The 14,700-nt window shown below is 62.8% G+C and carries 12 protein-coding genes; 10 read left to right on the forward strand and 2 right to left on the reverse strand.

Going from position 1 to position 14,700, the window contains the following annotated elements; translation table 11 throughout:
* Positions 1-158 precede the first annotated feature (158 nt).
* Positions 159-2,252 carry a phosphate acetyltransferase gene (gene pta, locus BR71_RS04270; protein ID WP_019100264.1) on the reverse strand — a complete coding sequence of 698 codons (2,094 nt, stop codon included), beginning with the start codon at positions 2,250-2,252 and terminating at the stop codon, positions 159-161.
* Between the two features lie 671 nt (positions 2,253-2,923).
* Here pta and BR71_RS04275 point away from each other — a divergent pair.
* The 7 genes from BR71_RS04275 (at position 2,924) to BR71_RS04305 (ending at position 9,967) form a co-directional block, all read left to right on the forward strand.
* Positions 2,924-4,033: an aromatic ring-hydroxylating oxygenase subunit alpha gene (locus tag BR71_RS04275; RefSeq protein ID WP_043633139.1), complete on the forward strand. Its 1,110-nt coding sequence runs from the start codon at positions 2,924-2,926 to the stop codon at positions 4,031-4,033.
* 213 nt (positions 4,034-4,246) lie between these two features.
* Positions 4,247-4,774: a hypothetical protein gene (locus tag BR71_RS04280; RefSeq protein ID WP_043633142.1), complete on the forward strand. Its 528-nt coding sequence runs from the start codon at positions 4,247-4,249 to the stop codon at positions 4,772-4,774.
* Positions 4,771-5,661, forward strand: coding sequence for a DMT family transporter (locus tag BR71_RS04285; protein ID WP_244269585.1), 891 nt, complete (start codon positions 4,771-4,773; stop codon positions 5,659-5,661). The genes BR71_RS04280 and BR71_RS04285 overlap by 4 nt, the downstream gene beginning before the upstream one ends.
* Before the next feature lie 80 nt (positions 5,662-5,741).
* Complete coding sequence (locus BR71_RS04290; protein ID WP_052051953.1) at positions 5,742-6,554, forward strand: DMT family transporter; 813 nt, start codon at positions 5,742-5,744, stop codon at positions 6,552-6,554.
* A 48-nt stretch (positions 6,555-6,602) separates the two neighbouring features.
* A complete protein-coding gene (locus tag BR71_RS04295; RefSeq protein ID WP_043633145.1) occupies positions 6,603-7,118 on the forward strand; it encodes a ClbS/DfsB family four-helix bundle protein in 516 nt (171 codons plus the stop codon).
* Between the two features lie 64 nt (positions 7,119-7,182).
* Positions 7,183-7,545, forward strand: coding sequence for a SpoIIAA family protein (locus BR71_RS04300; protein WP_019100258.1), 363 nt, complete (start codon positions 7,183-7,185; stop codon positions 7,543-7,545).
* 109 nt (positions 7,546-7,654) lie between these two features.
* Positions 7,655-9,967: a Tex family protein gene (locus BR71_RS04305; RefSeq protein ID WP_043633147.1), complete on the forward strand. Its 2,313-nt coding sequence runs from the start codon at positions 7,655-7,657 to the stop codon at positions 9,965-9,967.
* Between the two features lie 186 nt (positions 9,968-10,153).
* Here the strand turns inward: BR71_RS04305 and BR71_RS04310 are convergent, their stop codons facing one another.
* Positions 10,154-10,636, reverse strand: a complete 483-nt coding sequence (locus BR71_RS04310) for an Lrp/AsnC family transcriptional regulator (RefSeq protein WP_043590381.1) — start codon at positions 10,634-10,636, stop codon at positions 10,154-10,156.
* A 131-nt stretch (positions 10,637-10,767) separates the two neighbouring features.
* Here BR71_RS04310 and phhA point away from each other — a divergent pair, with 131 nt between their 5' ends.
* From phhA to BR71_RS04325, 3 genes are all read left to right on the forward strand, one after another.
* On the forward strand, positions 10,768-11,661 hold the full coding sequence (gene phhA / locus BR71_RS04315) for a phenylalanine 4-monooxygenase (RefSeq protein ID WP_043633150.1): 894 nt from the start codon (positions 10,768-10,770) through the stop codon (positions 11,659-11,661).
* Between the two features lie 315 nt (positions 11,662-11,976).
* Positions 11,977-12,969, forward strand: a complete 993-nt coding sequence (locus BR71_RS04320) for an extracellular solute-binding protein (protein WP_039753549.1) — start codon at positions 11,977-11,979, stop codon at positions 12,967-12,969.
* Between the two features lie 110 nt (positions 12,970-13,079).
* The gene (locus BR71_RS04325) at positions 13,080-14,690 is read left to right on the forward strand and encodes an ABC transporter permease (RefSeq protein WP_043633153.1); all 1,611 of its coding nucleotides are present in this window, start codon (positions 13,080-13,082) and stop codon (positions 14,688-14,690) included.
* The last annotated feature ends 10 nt before the right edge of the window (positions 14,691-14,700 follow it).

The raw sequence follows: 14,700 nt of genomic DNA on the forward strand, positions 1-14,700 counted from the left end.
GGATAGGGGGCTGGGCTTGAACGTGTTTACGATCTCGCGAGCTAAGGCGAGACAAGGCGAAAATGGCTGAGAAAGCGGAATGTACGTGTGGTACATGAGCATTTCGAAGCCGTTTTCAACGCCGTATCGCCGACGTGCAGCAGATCGTAAACAGGTTCTTAGATGGACTCGCCTTGCTCCGCCTGCAGCGCAGTCAAGGCGATGGTGTAGACAATGTCGTCCACCAGCGCGCCGCGCGACAGATCGTTGACCGGCTTGCGCAGGCCTTGCAGCATCGGGCCCACCGACACCACATTGGCTGAGCGCTGAACGGCCTTGTAAGTGGTGTTGCCGGTGTTGAGGTCCGGGAATACGAACACGGTGGCGCGGCCGGCCACTTCGCTGTCCGGCGCCTTCTGGCGGCCTACCGATTCCACGCTGGCGGCGTCGTACTGCATCGGGCCGTCTATCATCAGATCCGGGCGCTTTTCCTTGGCGATGCGGGTGGCTTCCCGGACTTTCTCCACGTCCGATCCGCTGCCGGAGGAGCCAGTGGAGTAGGAGATCATCGCCACACGCGGCGGAATGCCGAAAGCGGCGGCGGAGTCCGCCGACTGTATGGCGATGTCGGCCAACTGTTCGGCGTCAGGATCGGGGTTCACCGCGCAGTCGCCGTAGACCAGCACCTGCTCCGGCATCAGCATGAAGAACACGCTGGACACGATGCTGGCGCCCGGCGCGGTCTTGATCAGCTGCAGGGCGGGGCGGATGGTGTTGGCGGTGGTGTGCACCGCGCCGGACACCAGGCCGTCCACTTCGTCCAGCGCCAGCATCATGGTGCCCATCACCACATTGTCTTCCAATTGCTGTTCGGCCATCGGCGCGTTCAGACCCTTGCTCTTGCGCAGCTCCACCATGGGCGGCACATAGCGGCTGCGCACCTCGTTGGGATCAATGATTTCCACCGACTCCGGCAGCGTCACGCCCTGGGCTTCCGCCACTTGCAGGATTTCGGCGCGCTGGCCGATCAGCACGCAGCGGGCGATGCCCTTCTCGTGGCAGATGGCGGCGGCCTGGATGGTGCGCGGCTCGTTGCCTTCCGGCAGCACGATGCGTTTATTGGCCTTGCGCGCCTTTTCCATCAGCTGGTAACGGAAGGCAGGCGGCGGCAGGCGCAGTTCCTGAGGCGTGCCGATGTATTGTTTCAGCGGCGCCACGTTCAGGTGCTCGGCGACGAATTCGATCACGCGCTCCATGCGCTCGCGGTCGTCGGACGGCACTTGCAAGCTCATATTGTTGAGCGCGCTGCTGGTGTCGAAGGTGTTGGATTCGCTGGCCATCACCGGCATGCCGCCGGTAAAGGCCTGCTGGCACAGCAGCATGATGCGCGGGTCCGGCATCGAATCGCAGGTCAGCAACAGCCCGGCCAGCGGCACCCCGTTCATCGCCGCCATCGCGGTGGCCAGCACGATGTCCTCGCGGTCGCCGGGAGTGATGATCAGCGCGCCGGGCTTGAGCAGGTGCACGATATTAGGAACGGTGCGAGCGGTCACCACCATGGTGCGCACGCGGCGGCTGGTCAGTTGGCCGGCGTGCAACAGCCGCGCCTTCAGATGATTGGCCACGTCCAGGGTGCGCGGCGCCAGCAGTTCCGGCTCGTGCGGGATGGCGCCCAGCATCGGCAGCCGCGCCTTTTTCATCAAGCTGCCGCTTTCCAGCACCTCGGTGGCGATGTCCTGAGCGTTTTGGTCCTTGGGCACCCGGTTGAGGATGTAGCCGGCGATCTGGCCGCCCTGGCCGCCGCCAAAGGCCTGAATGCTCATTTCCAGCTGCTCGGCGATCTCGTGGCTGGCCAGGTTGTCGGCCGCGCTGACCAGGATGGTCTGCGCTTGCAGATTGCGCGCAATCTTGGTGTTTAGAAAGGTGGAGAACACCTGTTTCTGGTCCGGTACCAGGCCCTCCACCAGCACCACGTCCACCTGATTGGCCGCCTGTTGATACAGGCTGACCACTTCTTCCATCAATTGATCCACCTGGCCTTTGGACAGCAGGCGTTCCACCCGCTCCATCGGAATCGGCTCCGGCGGATTGAGCCGGCAGATGGCGCGGGCGAAGTGGGTGGAGCGTTCCGGCTCCTTGGGGTCCGCGCCCTGGGCGATGGGTTTGACGAAGCCGACGCGCAGGCCGGCTTGCTCCAGGCTGTGGATGGCGCCCAGCGCCACCGAGGTCAGGCCGGCGTTGAAGCCGATGGGAGCGAGGAAAAAGGTTTGCATGTTTTCAGAGGCTTTCCTGTGACGCGCGGGGGGAATGGGCGCGAACGACGGTCCGGCACCGACCGAGCGGTGTCGCAGGCTGCAGGCGCGTGGCGCGATGAGTCGTAAAATTTGGCATTTAGGCAAAAATCAGCGGTTTTGTCGCCATGGATCCCAAGCTTGCGGTCGCGGCGGCGAGGGTGGGTTCTCGCTGTGGCGGGCACGGCTTTTCAATCGGTATAGCATTGCCGGAAGCTGGCGTCAGCGCTGCCACGCCACCAGCGAAAGCATGGCTGCGCCTGTATTTACGCGGCAGGCATTGTAACTGGCGGCATATCGGCTACAGTCCAGAAGGGGCCGTGGCTCAAAGCCGGACGGAGGCGATGACGGCGATTATAACATCATGAATTAAGCGACTCTAATATTGCATTGCAGCGTGAATGCTAAATCTTTGATTCCTATCAAAAATATTATTCTAAGTATGATTTGGGTACGGCAAGCTGATGTTTTTACGCCAAAAACCCGCTTCCGGTAGAGAGGAAAGGCTTGCCCCGGTGGGGGGGCGGGGGCATAATCCGCCCCTCTGTTGCAAGGTTCGGCCTTGTTTTTGTTGATTGTTTTTGATAGTCCCGCAAACTCGTTTTAAGCGAGATTCGGCTGGTCTTATATCTTCTACCGGAGGTGTGGGAATAATGTCTGATCTGGCTTCCGCGCAGTTGCTTCAAGCATCTGCTGCCCAGCTACCCGTCTATACCTATTTTGATCCTGCCTATTACGCTCAGGAACAGCGGCTGCTGTTTGGAGACGCGCCCATCTACTATGGCCATGAGCTGATGACGCCCAATGCCGGCGATTATCAGACTCTGGAATGGATGGGGCACGGCAAGATGCTCAAGAATATGGATGGCCGGATCAAGCTGATCTCCAATGTATGCCGTCACCGCCAGGCCATCATTTATAAGGGTCGCGGCAACGGCAATCATATCGTCTGCAATTTGCATGGCTGGACTTACGACGCCGAAGGCTCTTTGCTGGGCGCGCCGCATTTCCCGGAGACGCCGTGCTTGAACCTGAGCCAGACCGAACTGACGCGTTGGAACGGCTTGCTGTTCGACGCGCGCCGCAATGTGGCGCGCGACCTGGAAAACCTGGGCGTGGCCAAGCACATGAGCTTTGACGGTTACGCCTACCATTCCAGCCATCTGACGGAGTACGCCTTCAACTGGAAGACCTTCATCGAAGTGTATTCCGAGGACTACCACGTCGATCCCTTCCACCCCGGCCTCGGCAATTTCGTCGATTGCGACGATCTGAAGTGGGAGTGGGGCGCGCAATACCATGTACAAACCGTGGGCGTGAAGAACCAGCTGGCCACCTCGGGCTCCCGCGTCTACGGCAAATGGCACGAGGAAGTCCGCCGCCGCTATGCCGATCAGCAGCCGGAGTTCGGCGCCATTTGGCTGACGTATTACCCCAACATCATGGTGGAGTGGTATCCGCATGTGCTGGTGGTCAGCGTGGTGATGCCGCGCGGGCCGGAGCAGTGCACGGTGTTGACCGAGTTCTACTACCCGGAGGACGTGGTGTGGTTCGAGCCGGAGTTTATCGAGGCGGAGCAGGCGGCCTATTTTGAAACCGCCAAGGAAGACGACGAGATCTGCTACCGGATGCATGAAGGCCGCCGGGCCTTGTGGATGCGCGGCGAGAGCGAGGTGGGGCCTTATCAATCGCCCACCGAAGAAGGCATGCTGCACTTCCACGAGTTCTACCGACGCAAGATGGGCGAGGCGCTGACTGGTTAAGCGACGGCTTGCGGTGTCATAATGCAAAGGCGCGGACTTGTCCGCGCCTTTTTTACGAGCCTGTTCAAAGTTTGCCGCGCGTTGGAAGGCGTCACGCGGGAGGACCGCTGCAGAATGCTCATGTACCGTCAGCACATGCCGCTGCTTCCGCCGTTTTCGTCTTGTCTCGCTCGCCGGATTGTGAGCAGGCTCTTATCTGGTTTGCCCGATTCCATGCTCAAAACGCTTTTCCGCTGTTTGCCCTTGTCGCTGGCCTTGCTGGCTCCGTTGGCCCAGGCCGCTGTCTACACCGATGCCGTGAGCCGCGTGCGTTTCAATGTGCCGCCGGGCTGGAAGGTTCGTCCCAGCGTGGTGGACGGTCAACGCGTGCTGCGGGTGGTGCCGCCCAAAGCCGATCAGCGCGAGCGCGCCGCCATCGATGTGCAGGTGTTCTCGCGCAAGCCGGGGCGCGGCGACACCCTGGCCCGGCTGGCGCAAAAATACCGCCGGGAGGACGACAATCGCGAAGCCGCCAATTTCGCCCGCGTCAACAGCCGCAGCGGCCGGCTGGTGACCGAATACCGCGACGGCCGCTTCGTTTCCAATCGGCTGTGGATTGTCCGCCACAACCTGCATGTGTTTCAGTTGGGGGACAAAAAGCGCATGGCCGAGGCGCGCTGCGCCGCCAACGCTTCTGAATTCAAAACCTATCGTCGGCAGATGGAGGCCATCTGCCTGTCGCTTGAATTGTTGAAGCGATGACGCCGGCGTTGAGCGACGGCGCGCGGGCCATGGGACGGCGCTTGCGCCAAGGCCGGCTGGGTTCCGGCTGGATGGTGGTGGCGGCGCTGTGTTTCGCGCTGATGAGCATGTTCGTCAAGCTGGGCGCCGACGCCTTCGCTTCCACTGAGCTGCTGTTCTGGCGCACCGCCATCGGCGCGCTGGCTTTGGGCGCGGCGATGGCCTGGAAGCGCCAGTCGCCGTGGACGCCGCATTGGCGCGGGCACGTCAAGCGCAGCTTCGTGGGCTACGCGTCCATGGTGGCGCTGTTCTATGCGCTGACCCGGCTGCCCTTGTCCACGGCGGTCACGTTGAACTACACCTCCTCGCTGTTCTTCGCCTTGCTGTGTGTGATCAAGTTGAAAGACCGGCTGACGCCGCGCACCGGCCTGGCCCTATTGCTGGGCTTCGTCGGCATCGTTATCCTGCTGCGCCCCACTTTCAGCTCAGAGCAGTGGCTGGCCGGCTTGATTGGTCTGATGTCCGGCGTCAGCGCCGGCTTCGCGGTGTTTCAGGTGCGCGAGTTGGGGCAGATGGGGGAGCCGTCCTGGAAGGTGGTGTTCTGGTTTTTCGCCATTTCCAGCGTGTTTGGCGGCATCTGGCTGGCTTTGGGGCCGGGTTTCAGCGCGGTGACGGCGGACAATGTCTTGCCGCTGCTTGGTGTTGGCGTGTGCGGCATGTTGGGACAATTGGCGATGACCCGCGCTTACAAGGACGGACGCAAATATCTGGTGGCCAGCTTCGGCTATCTGACGGTGCTGTTTTCCGCGCTGCTGGGCGTAGTGTTGTGGGGCGATCCGCTGAGCGCCTGGTCGCTGGCGGCGATGGCGTTGATAGTGGGCTCCGGCCTGATGGCGGCCTTGCGTTGAAGCAGAGCTTGGGGGGCAACAAGAATGAATAAGGATAATGTGGTTTGACTAGTGGAAAGTGGCGCCTGGGTTCGGGCTGGATGGTGGTGGCGGCGGTGTTTTTCGGCCTGATGGGGGTGTTCGTCAAGCTGGGCGCCGAATATTTCTCCTCCACCGAGCTGGTGTTCTGGCGCACTCTTGTGGGCGCAGTCACGCTGGGCGCGGCGGCCTTGTGGCGGCGCGAGCGTTTCTCCACCCCCTTGCTGCGCTATCACGTGCAGCGCGGCCTGATCGGCTACGCTTCCTTATTGCTGTATTTCTACGCCATCGCTCATTTGCCCTTGTCCACGGCGGTGACGCTCAACTACACCTCGCCGATGTTCCTGGCGCTGCTGTCGGTGGCGCTGTTGCGCGAGCGCCTGCCCAAGCAGGCGCTGGCCGGCCTGGCGCTGGGCTTTGTCGGCGTGGTGCTGTTGCTGCGGCCCACCTTGTCCAGCGAGGCCTGGGTGGCCGGTTTGCTTGGCGTCGGCTCCGGCCTGCTGGCCGGCTGGTCCTATCTGCATGTGCGGGAGCTGGGCCGCCAGGGCGAGCCGGAATGGAAGGTCGTGTTCTATTTCGCGCTGATTTCCACGCTGGGCGGCCTGCTGTTGATGCTGTTTGAAACCTGGCATCCGGTGACGCTGGAGAACGCGTGGCTGCTGCTGGGCTTGGGCGCCACCGCCACCATCGCCCAATTGGCGATGACCCGCGCCTACAAGGTGGGGCGCAAGCTCTTGGCCGCCAATCTGTCTTACCTGACCGTGGTGTTTTCCACCTTGCTGGGCGTCGGCTTGTGGGGCGACCCGCTCAGCGCCGCCGGCCTGGCGGCGATGGGTTTGATCATCGTCAGCGGCATGTTGGCCAGCCGGCGTTAAGCTGCCACCATGGTCCGGCGTTTGACCGGACGCGGCGAGGGAACGGCGATGACGGTGCCTGTGGGCAAGGCCGCCTTGTTGGAGGCGATGAGGGACGAATACCGGCGCTTGAGCGCGGTGCTGGCGCGGGTGCCGCCGGAGCGCGCTTTCGCTCAGGAAATGGATGGGCACGCCAAGGGCAGCCGCATGAGCGCCGCGGACCTGATGGCCTATCTGCTGGGCTGGCAGGCGCTGGTGCTGAAGTGGCATCGATTGGAGCGGGATGGCTTGCCTATGGACTTTCCCGACATCGGCTACCGCTGGAATCAGTTGGGCTTGTTGGCGCGGAAGTTCTACCGCGATTACGGGGATGTCGACGACTGGGCGCGGCTGTGCGCGATGCTGGACGATAGCCAGCGTCAGGTAGAGGCGTTGGTGGAGAGCTATTCCGACGAGGCGCTTTACGGCGGCCCCTGGTACGACAAATGGACGCGCGGGCGGATGATTCAGTTCAATACCGCCTCGCCCTGCCGCAATGCCCGCGGGCGGCTAGCCGCCTGGCTCAAGACGCTGCCGGCCGGCTGAAAAAGCTTGCCGCGCCAGTGCGGCCAAGCCTTAAAATGAAAGCGACACCGCAAAGGAGAAGGACATGATCTCGATACGCGAACAACACTACGGCCTGGACGTGGCGCTGTACAACGAATTCACGCTGGCGGACTTCAAGCTGCTGGAGGAGGCCCTGCTCAAGCGCCAGTCCGAGCGTGCCAAGCCCGATCTGCTGCTGGACCTGACCGAGCTGAAGGACTTCACGCTGGACATGGCGCTGGAAGAGGTCAAATTCATGCGCGCCCATGAAAATCACGTCGGCCGCGTGGCGCTGGTGGTCAGCGATGTCTGGATCAAGCTGGCCGCCCACATCGCCGGGCTGCTGTCCAATACCCGCACTCAGTATTTCGATACCGCGGAAGAGGCCCAGGCCTGGCTGGAAAGCCCGGTGGCGGCGGGCACCTGACTTGTCCGGCGGCGCTGATTTCGGGACGTCCGACGCGGCGTCCCGGTTGATTTTGTCGGCGATGGCGGTACAGTAGCGGTTTTTGTTCAACTCGAAAGAATAAAAACCGATGTTGAAAAGCATTTCCAGCCGCCTGGCGGCCGAACTTTCCGTCCGCGAGGCGCAAGTCGCCGCCACCATCGACCTGATAGACGGCGGCGCCACCGTTCCCTTCATCGCCCGCTACCGTAAGGAAGCCACCGGCGGCCTGGACGACACCCAGCTGCGCACGCTGGCCGAGCGCTTGGTCTATCTGCGCGAGCTGGACGAGCGCCGCGTCAGCATCCTCGGCAGCATCTCCGAGCAAGGCAAACTGAGCCCCGAACTGGAAGCCGCGCTCTATGCCGCGGACAACAAGACCGCGCTGGAAGACCTTTACCTCCCCTACAAACCCAAGCGCCGCACCAAGGCGCAGATCGCGCGCGAAGCCGGGCTGGAGCCCTTGGCCGACGGTCTGTTGACCGATCCTAGCCAGGACCCCAACGTCGCCGCGGCAGCCTATGTCAACGCCGAAGCCGGCGTGGCCGACGCCAAGGCGGCGCTGGACGGCGCGCGCGCCATCCTGATCGAGCGCTTCGCCGAAGACGCTGAGCTCTTGGGCCAACTGCGCGAAAAGCTGTGGAACGAGGGCGAGCTGGTTGGCCAGGTCGTGGCTGGCAAGGAGAACGAGGGCGCCAAGTTTTCCGATTATTTCGAACACCGCGAAGCCATCCGCGCCACGCCCTCGCACCGCGCGCTGGCGTTATTGCGCGGCCGTAACGAGGGCGTGCTGAGTCTGACGCTGAAATACCAGCCGGACGAAACCCCGATCACCGAACGCTCCGCCTACGAGCAACTGATCGCCGCGCGCTTCGGCGTGCGCGACGTCGGCCGTCCGGCCGACAAATGGCTGCTGGACACCGTGCGTTTGTGCTGGCGCGCCAAGATTTTCCTGTCGCTGGAGCTGGAACTGGTGTCGCGGCTCAAGGACGCCGCCGACGCCGAGGCGATCAAGGTGTTCGCGGACAATCTGCATGATCTCTTGCTGGCGGCCCCGGCCGGCCAGCGCGCCACCTTGGGCCTGGACCCGGGCCTGCGCACCGGCTGCAAGGTGGCGGTGGTGGACGGCACCGGCAAGCTGCTGGACACCGCCACCATCTATCCGCACGAGCCGCGCCGCGATTGGGACCGTTCGCTGGCGGTGCTGGGCGCCTTGTGCGCGCGTCATCGCGTGGATCTGATCGCCATCGGCAACGGCACCGCCAGCCGGGAAACCGACAAGCTGGCGCAGGAGCTGATCCGCGCCTATCCGCAATTGGGCATGACCAAGATCGTGGTGTCCGAAGCCGGCGCTTCGGTATATTCGGCGTCGGAACTGGCGGCGCGGGAATTCCCGGACCTGGACGTGTCCCTGCGCGGCGCGGTGTCCATTGCCCGCCGTTTGCAGGACCCGCTGGCCGAACTGGTGAAAATCGATCCCAAGTCCATCGGCGTCGGCCAGTACCAGCACGACGTCAACCAGAGTCAATTGGCGCGCGCCTTGGACGCTGTGGTGGAGGATTGCGTCAACGCCGTCGGCGTGGACGTCAACACCGCCTCTGTGCCGCTGCTGACCCGCATCTCCGGCCTCAACGCCACACTGGCGGCCAATATCGTGTCCTACCGCGATCAGAACGGCGCCTTCCGCAGCCGCAAGCAATTGCTGAAAGTGCCGCGGCTGGGCGACAAAACCTTCGAACAGGCGGCCGGCTTCCTGCGCATCCGTGATGGCGATAACCCGCTGGACGGCTCCGCCGTGCATCCGGAAGCCTATCCGGTGGTGGAGCAGATTGTGCTCAAAACCGGCCGCGAGATGAAATCGCTGCTGGGCGATTCCGGCTTCCTCAAAACCGTGAAGGCGGTGGACTACACCGACGAACGCTTCGGCCTGCCCACGGTGATGGACATCCTGCGCGAGCTGGACAAGCCGGGCCGCGACCCGCGTCCGGAGTTCAAGACCGCCACCTTCCAGGACGGCGTCGAGGACATCAAGGACCTGCAGCCGGGCATGGTGTTGGAGGGCGTGGTCACCAATGTCGCCAACTTCGGCGCTTTCGTCGATATCGGCGTGCATCAGGATGGACTGGTTCACATCTCGGCCTTGTCCAACAAGTTCGTCGACGACCCGCGCAAGGTGGTCAAGGCCGGCGATGTGGTCAAGGTCAAGGTGATGGAGGTGGACGCGGCGCGCAAGCGCATCGCGCTGACCATGCGCTTGGACGACACGCCGGGCGCCGGCAATAGCCGCGGCCCGCGCAACGACGGCCCGCGCGCGCAGGACCGGCGCGGCGGCGATCGCCAGCGCGGCCAGCAACCGGCCGGCGATACCGCGATGGCGGCGGCGTTCGCCAAGCTCAAGCGCTGAGGCGGTTTTAAGAGCCTATTCAAAGTCTCGCGAGCTAGAGCGAGACAAGGCGAAAACAGCTGAGAAAGCGGAATGTACAAGCGGTACATGAGCATTTCGAAGCGGTACTCACCGTGCCAAGTTTCACGAAGCGCGGCAGACTTTGAACAAGTTCTAGAAGAACGGCGGGGGATTCCCCGCCGTTCTTCATTCCGGCACCGACGAGAGCGGCAGCTTCATCGTCTGCTTGATCGCGTTCAAGGCGATGGTGGATTTGACGCTGCGCACCAGCGATAGCCGCATCAGGCGGTTCATCACGAAGGTGGACAGCGAGGGCAGGTCCGGCACCACGATGCGTAGCAGGTAGTCCGCCTCGCCGGCGGCGGCGTAGCATTCCAGCACCTCCGGCAGTTCGTTGATGGCCTGGGCGAACTCCTGCAAGGCGCTTTCGCTGTGGCGCTCCAGGCTGACGTGGGCGAAAGCCATCACGGACAAGCCGACCTGTTCCGGCTTCAAGGCCACCTGATAGCCCTGTATCACGCCGTTTTCCTCCATGCGCTGGATGCGGCGGCCGATCTGGGACGCGGACAAGGCCACTTGCTGGGCCAGCTTCTGATGGGTGACGCGGGCGTCGTGTTGCAGCGCTTCCAGAATCTGGTAATCGAAGCGGTCTAATTCAATTTTGCGCATAGTGAGCGTTTCATGGCGGTTATATGCGGCAAGTGTGCAAAAAAAATCGCATGCAGGCAAATTTTGCGGTCTTCCCGCATGGCTCCGGGCCTAAACTAGAGTTATCCACCTAAATATCCGGACCCACCGCCATGAACGACCGAGCCGATTTCGTCGTGCCCGACATCACCACTCGCAAGAATGTCGGACTCAGCCACGACAGCGCGGATTTCACCCTGCCGCAACCGCTGGAGTGCTACACCGCCGCCGACCACGCCACCTGGGCCACGCTGTACCGCCGCCAGAGCGAGATGCTGCCGGGCCGCGCCTGCGACGAATTCTTGGAAGGTCTGGAGCGCCTGGGCGTGGACGCGGACCGGGTGCCGGATTTCGCCAAGCTGAACGAAAAACTGATGGCGGCCACCGGTTGGAAAATCGTGGCGGTGCCCGGACTGATTCCGGACGACGTGTTTTTCGAGCACCTGGCCAACCGACGTTTCCCGGTGACCTGGTGGCTGCGCGAGCCGCACCAGTTGGACTACCTGCAAGAACCCGATGTGTTTCATGACTTGTTCGGTCATGTGCCGCTGTTGATCAACCCGGTGTTCGCCGACTACCTGGAGGCTTACGGCAAGGGCGGCATGAAGGCCAAGGCGCTGGGTGCTTTGCCGATGCTGGCGCGCTTGTACTGGTACACGGTGGAGTTCGGCCTGATCACCACGCCCAAGGGCATGCGGATCTACGGCGCCGGCATCGTGTCCAGCAAGGGAGAGTCGGTGTACTGCCTGGACAGCGCCAGCCCCAACCGCGTCGGCTTCGATCTGGAACGCATCATGCGCACCCGCTATCGCATCGACACTTTCCAGAAAACCTATTTCGTCATCGACAGCTTCCAGCAGTTGTTCGACGCCACCGCGCCGGACTTCGCGCCTATCTACGCGCGGCTGGCGGCGGAGCCGACGCTGGGCGCCGGCGACGTGGCGCCGGAAGACAAGGTGTTCAATATCGGCGACCGCAGCGGCTGGGGCGATTCCGAAGATGTGTGAGGCCCGGGCGCGATAGCGCCGGGATGCAGCAAGAAGACCCGCCGCGGCGGGTTTTCTTATTTGTTTTGATTAAAACTAAGATGCGAGTGTTTACTAGATTGATAAGCATTCTCATTTTTGTTAGAGTCCGTTTACGATCTCGAGAGCTAGAGCGAGACAAGGCGAAAACGGCTGAGAAAGCGGAATGTACACACGGTACATGAGCATTTCGAAGGCGCACTCACCGTGTAACGCTCCACGCAGCGCAGCAGATCGTAAACAGGCTCTTAGATTGAGGCTCTGATTCCTATCGCTCAACCCAACAGGGGACACACCTTGAAAACGCACTTGATGCTTGCCGCCGTTCTGGCGGGGTTCGCCGGTCACGCCGTGGCGGAAGATGTAGTGGTTTACAGCGCTCGCGCCGAGCAGCTGCTCAAGCCCATCATCGAGGTTTACAAGAAGGAAACCGGCGTCAACATCAAGCTGGTGTCGGACAAGGAAGGCCCGCTGATGGAGCGCCTGCGCGCCGAGGGCAGCAACAGCCCGGCGGATCTGCTGTTGACCGTGGACGCCGGCAATCTGTGGCAGGCCTCCAAGATGGGTTTGTTCAAGCCGGTGAAGTCGCCGCTGCTGGACGCCAACATCCCGTCCTATCTGCGCGACCCCGGCCATGAATGGTACGGCCTGTCCATCCGCGCGCGCACCATTTTCTACAACACCCAGAAAGTGAAGCCGGGCCAGCTGTCCAGCTACGCCGACCTGGCCGACCCCAAGTGGAAGGGCAAGCTGTGTCTGCGCACGTCCAAGAAGGTCTACAATCAGTCGCTGGTGGCGATGATGCTGTCCGATCTGGGCCCGGTGAAGACGGAGAAAGTGGTCAAGGGCTGGGTGGATAATCTGGCCACTCGCGAATTCCCGGACGACACCAAGATGCTGGAAGCCATTGCCGCCGGCCAGTGCGAAGTGGGCATCGCCAATACCTATTACTACGGCCGCCTGATGGAAAAATCGCCGAATCTGCCGGTGGGCATCTTCTGGGCCGATCAGGCGGGCAAGGGCACCCATGTGAACATTTCCGGCGCCGGCGTGGTCAAGCACGCCAAGAACGAAAAGGGCGCGTTGAAGTTCCTGGAATGGCTGTCCAGCGCCAAGGCGCAGAATATGTTCGCCGATGTGAACATGGAATTCCCGGTCAACCCCAAGGTCAAGCCTGACGCGCGCGTCGCCGCCTGGGGCGATTTCAAGCACAGCTACATCAATGTCGCCAACGCCGGATCGCGCCAGGCGGAGGCGGTGAAGTTGATGGACCGCGTCGGTTATAAATAAACTTTGACGGGCCGACCCGGCCCGTATTTTTTTACAGCCTGTCGGGCACCAAAGCCCCGGCGGGCTGTCTTTGCTTGTTTCCCCGCGTTTTTGACATGGTTTCTCCGCCGATGATTCGTTCTCTGTCGCCCTGGCGCGGCCTGGCTTTTGGCGTCAGCCTGCTCACCGTCGCGCCCTTGCTGGTGATTTTATGGTCGCTGTTGGCGCCGGACTGGGAAGTGTGGCGGCATCTGTACGATTACACCTTGCCGGAGCTGCTGCTCAACACCGTGTATCTGACGGGCGGCGTCGGCGCCGGCGTGCTGCTGCTGGGCGTGCCGCTGGCCTGGCTGACCGCGGTGCATGACTTTCCTGGTCGTCGTTTCTTCCACTGGGCGTTGATGCTGCCGCTGGCGATGCCGGCCTATGTGCTGGCTTTTTCGCAGCTGGGCCTGTTCGATTTCACCGGGCCGGTGCAAACCTGGCTGCGCGAGCGTTTCGGCGATTCGTCCTGGGTGCCCAATATCCGTTCCACGCCGGGCGTGATCCTGGTGATGTCGCTGGCTTTTTATCCCTATGTCTACCTGCTGGCGCGCAACGCCTTCGCCACCATGGGCCGGCGCGCGCTGGAGGTGGGGCAGTCGCTGGGCTTGTCACGCTGGCAAGGCTTCCGCCGCGTGGCCTTGCCGATGGCGCGGCCGTGGATCGCCGGCGGCCTGATGCTGGCGCTGATGGAGACGCTGGCGGACTTCGGCACTGTGGCGATTTTCAATTTCGACGCTTTCACCTCGGCCATCTATAAAGCCTGGTTCAGCCTGTTCTCCTTGCCGGCGGCCAAACAGCTGGCCTCGCTGCTAGTGTTGATGGTGTTGCTGCTGCTATGGCTGGAGCAACGCTCGCGCGGGCGCCGCGCCTATACCCAGGCCGGCAAGGCGGCGCCGCAGCCGCGTTTGCGCCTGGAGGGCGCCGCCGGCTGGCTGGCCGCCGCCGCCTGCTCGCTGGTGCTGACGCTGGCCTTCGCGCTGCCCTTCGGTCAGTTGCTGGTTTGGGCCGGCGCTCATCTGGCCGAGGATCTGGACGCGGACTTTTTCGGCCATGTGGCCAACTCGTTGCTGTTGGCCTCGATGGCCGCGGTTCTGGTGGCCTTCATCGCCCTGCTGTTGAGTTACGCGACGCGGCGCGACCCGACGCGCTGGACCCGGCTGTGGAGCCGGTTGGCGACGCTGGGCTACGCGGTGCCGGGCACGGTGCTGGCGGTGGGTGTGTTCGTGCCGGTGGCCTGGTTCGACAATCTATTGCTGGACTGGCTGCGGCCGTGGCTGGCGGAGGACGCCAGCGCCGTGGTCAAGGGCACTTTGCTGGTGCTGATGCTGGCCTATGCGGCGCGTTTTTTGGCAGTGGGGCACTCCGCCGTGGATGCGGCCATGCATCGCATCAGCCGCAGCCAGGAAGAGGCGGCGCGCAATATGGGCTACAGCGGCCTGCGTTTGTTGGCGCGGCTGCATCTGCCGCTATTGCGCGGCGGCTTGTTCACCGCGGCGCTGATGGTGTTCGTCGATGTGATGAAGGAGATGCCGATCACCTTGATGACTCGGCCTTACGGTTGGGACACGCTGGCGGTGAGGATTTTCAATTTGACGACCGAGGGCGAATGGGAGCGCGCGGCCTTGCCGGCGGTGGCCATCGTGCTGGCCGGCTTGTTGCCGGTATGGGTGCTGTCGCGGCAGAAGGATGCGGTCTGAGATGAAGCGG

The sequence above is a fragment of the Chromobacterium haemolyticum DSM 19808 genome (assembly GCF_000711885.1).
Lineage (GTDB): Bacteria > Pseudomonadota > Gammaproteobacteria > Burkholderiales > Chromobacteriaceae > Chromobacterium > Chromobacterium haemolyticum.